Annotated in this window: 2 protein-coding genes; both read right to left on the bottom strand. The window is 72.4% G+C overall.

What is annotated here, in order from left to right; all coding sequences use genetic code 11:
• A partial coding sequence (locus CCN44_RS11905) for a CHAD domain-containing protein (protein ID WP_143649705.1) occupies nucleotides 1-693 on the bottom strand: 693 nt, incomplete at its 3' end.
• Nucleotides 674-3,034 (bottom strand): RNA degradosome polyphosphate kinase, encoded by a 2,361-nt coding sequence (locus tag CCN44_RS11910; RefSeq protein ID WP_189397116.1) that lies wholly within the window; start codon nucleotides 3,032-3,034, stop codon nucleotides 674-676. The genes CCN44_RS11910 and CCN44_RS11905, both read right to left, overlap by 20 nt.
• Nucleotides 3,035-3,107: the final 73 nt, after the last annotated feature.

Below are 3,107 nucleotides of genomic sequence, written 5' to 3' on the forward strand. Positions count from 1 at the left end.
GGCGGGGGTGAGGGGGACCTCGCTGGCGAGTACGGCGACCTTGTCGGCGACGGCGTGGAAGCGGGAGGAGCCGAGGGCCTGGAGGGCGGTGGAGTGGGCCCGGGTCCGGGCCAGGGTCAGCTGGCGTTCCAGCAAGGCGCCCGCCTTCGCCGCGCCCACGGTCAGGTTGCCGCGTTCCTGTGTCGCCGTCCGGCCGGCCGGGCCGCCGGGGCCGAGCGGTGCCGGCGCTGCCGTGCGTGCCGCGCCCGCGGCACGGCTGCCCCGGGCCGCGGCGGTCGCCGGGTCGCCCGGGCCGGCGGCCGGGGCGGTGACCGTCTGGGCGGGGAACGCCGCGGAGCCCGACAGTCTGTGCAGGGCCAGCAACAGGCGTTCCAGGCGCGCCTCGTACGCGTGCTCCATGCCCAGCGTGCCGGACAGCCAGGCCAGTTCGGGGCGGATCTCCTCGGACCAGTCGGGGTCCAGGAGGGGACGGAAGGTGTGCAGGGTGCCGCTGATGCGGCGGGCCGAGCGGCGCAGTGCCCGGGCCGCGTCGACGGACCCCTCCGCGCCGCCCGCGGAGCTGCCGCCGGTCTCCCGGTGCAGGCGCAGGGCGCGGAGGAACTCGGTGGCCTGGGCGCGCAGATAGCCCGCGAGGGCGTCACCGGTCGCCGCGTCGGCCGTGGGGTCCGTCGGGTCAAGGTGTTGCTGTGCCACGCCGGCGCCTCCGGGCGTCTATGAGCATCTCCTGGACGTTGCGCAGGGGCCCGCCGTCCCCGTCGGTCGCGTGCCGTGTCCACTCGCCGTCCGGGCCGAGGTGCCAAGAGGCGGTGCTGTCGGACATGCCGGTGTCCAGCAGCCGGTTGAGGGCGGCGCGGTGACCGGGGTCGACGACCCGGACGAGGGCCTCTATCCGGCGGTCGAGGTTGCGGTGCATCATGTCGGCGCTGCCGATCCACACCTCGGGTTCGCCGCCGTTGCCGAAGGCGAACACCCGGGAGTGCTCCAGGAAGCGGCCGAGGATCGAGCGGACCCGGATGTTCTCCGACAGGCCCGTGACCCCGGGGCGTATCGCGCAGATGCCGCGCACCCACACGTCCACCGGCACGCCCGCCTGGGACGCGCGGTAGAGGGCGTCGATGACCGCCTCGTCCACCATCGAGTTGACCTTGATGCGGACGAAGGCCGGGCGGCCCGCGCGGTGGTGCTGGATCTCCTTGAGGATCCGGGAGACCAGGCCGTCGCGCAGGGACTTGGGGGCCACCAGCAGACGGCGGTAGGTCTCGCGGCGCGAGTAGCCGGAGAGGCGGTTGAACAGGTCGGACAGGTCCGCGCCGACCTGCGGGTCGGCGGTGAGCAGGCCGAGGTCCTCGTACAGGCGGGCGGTCTTCGGGTGGTAGTTGCCGGTGCCGACGTGGCTGTAGCGGCGCAGGGTCTCGCCCTCCTGGCGGACCACCAGGGACAGCTTGCAGTGCGTCTTCAGGCCGACCAGGCCGTAGACGACGTGGCAGCCGGCCTCCTCCAGTTTGCGCGCCCACTTGATGTTGGCGTGCTCGTCGAAGCGGGCCTTGATCTCGACCAGGACGAGGACCTGCTTGCCGGACTCGGCCGCGTCGATGAGCGCGTCGACGATCGGGGAGTCGCCGGAGGTGCGGTACAGGGTCTGCTTGATGGCGAGGACGTCGGGGTCGGCCGCCGCCTGCTCCAGGAACGCCTGCACGGAGGTGGAGAAGCTGTCGTACGGGTGGTGCAGGAGCACGTCCCGGGCGCGCAGGGCCGCGAAGATGTCCGGCGGGGACGCCGACTCGACCTCGGCGAGGTCGCGGTGGGTGCCGGCGACGAACTTCGGGTACTTCAGCTCGGGGCGGTCGAGGCTGTGGATGCGGAAGAGGCCGGTGAGGTCCAGCGGGCCGGGCAGCGGGTACACCTCTGCCTCGGAGATCTTCAGCTCGCGGACCAGCAGGTCCAGCACCTCGCGGTCGATGGACTCCTCGACCTCCAGGCGGACCGGCGGGCCGAAGCGGCGCCGCATGAGTTCCTTCTCCAGGGCCTGGAGGAGGTTCTCGGCGTCGTCCTCCTCGACCTCCAGGTCCTCGTTGCGGGTGATCCGGAAGGCGTGGTGCTCCAGGATCTCCATGCCCGGGAACAGCTCTTCCAGGTGGTTGGGGGCCGCGATGACGTCCTCGATGGGGACGTAGCGGCCCGGGGAGGCCTCCAGGAAGCGGGAGAGCAGCGGCGGCACCTTCACGCGCGCGAAGTGCTTGTGGCCGCTGACCGGGTTGCGTACGACGACGGCCAGGTTCAGGGAGAGGCCGGAGATGTACGGGAAGGGGTGCGCGGGGTCGACGGCCAGCGGGGTGAGGACCGGGAAGATCTGGTGCCGGAAGAGCGTGAAGAGGCGGGCCTGTTCCTTCTCGGTCAGCTCCGACCAGCGGACCAGGTGGATGCCCTCGTCCGCGAGGGCGGGGGCGACGTCCTCGTGGTAGCAGGCGGCGTGCCGGGCCATCAGCTCGCGGGAGCGGGCCCAGATCATCTCCAGCACCTCGCGCGGCTGGAGGCCGGAGGCGGAGCGGGTGGCGACGCCGGTGGCGATCCGGCGCTTGAGGCCGGCCACCCGGACCATGAAGAACTCGTCCAGGTTGCTGGCGAAGATCGCGAGGAAGTTCGCGCGTTCCAGCAGGGGTGTGTTCGGGTCCTCGGCCAGCTCCAGGACCCGCTCGTTGAAGGCGAGCCAGCTGCGCTCCCGGTCGAGGAAGCGGCCCTGGGGCAGGGGGGCGCCTTCGGCCTGGTTCTCCTCGTACGCGTCGACATCGGCGTCGAGGTCGGGTTCCAGGTCGGAGACCGGGGCGGACACGGCACGCTGCCGGTGCGCGGCGATGGAGCCCACGGAGGGCTGCGGGTGCTGTACCTCTGCCTGGGTGTCTGACTGGCTCATGAACCCATTCTTCCGCGCAACGGGTGACACAAGCGCGTCGGAACGTGCGGGTGGGAGCGTGACGGCCCCGTTCCCCGCGGGCCCCTCGGGGGGCGGCGAAGGCTCTGGCACGGCGGGCTGCATTGGCCGAGCGTCGCAAGCCCGGCTGAATCAATGGTTACGGCGACATGACGTGCGGGATAGCGGGGGGCGGCCC

Source organism: Streptomyces tricolor (genome assembly GCF_002155905.1).
In the GTDB taxonomy this organism is placed as follows: domain Bacteria; phylum Actinomycetota; class Actinomycetes; order Streptomycetales; family Streptomycetaceae; genus Streptomyces; species Streptomyces tricolor.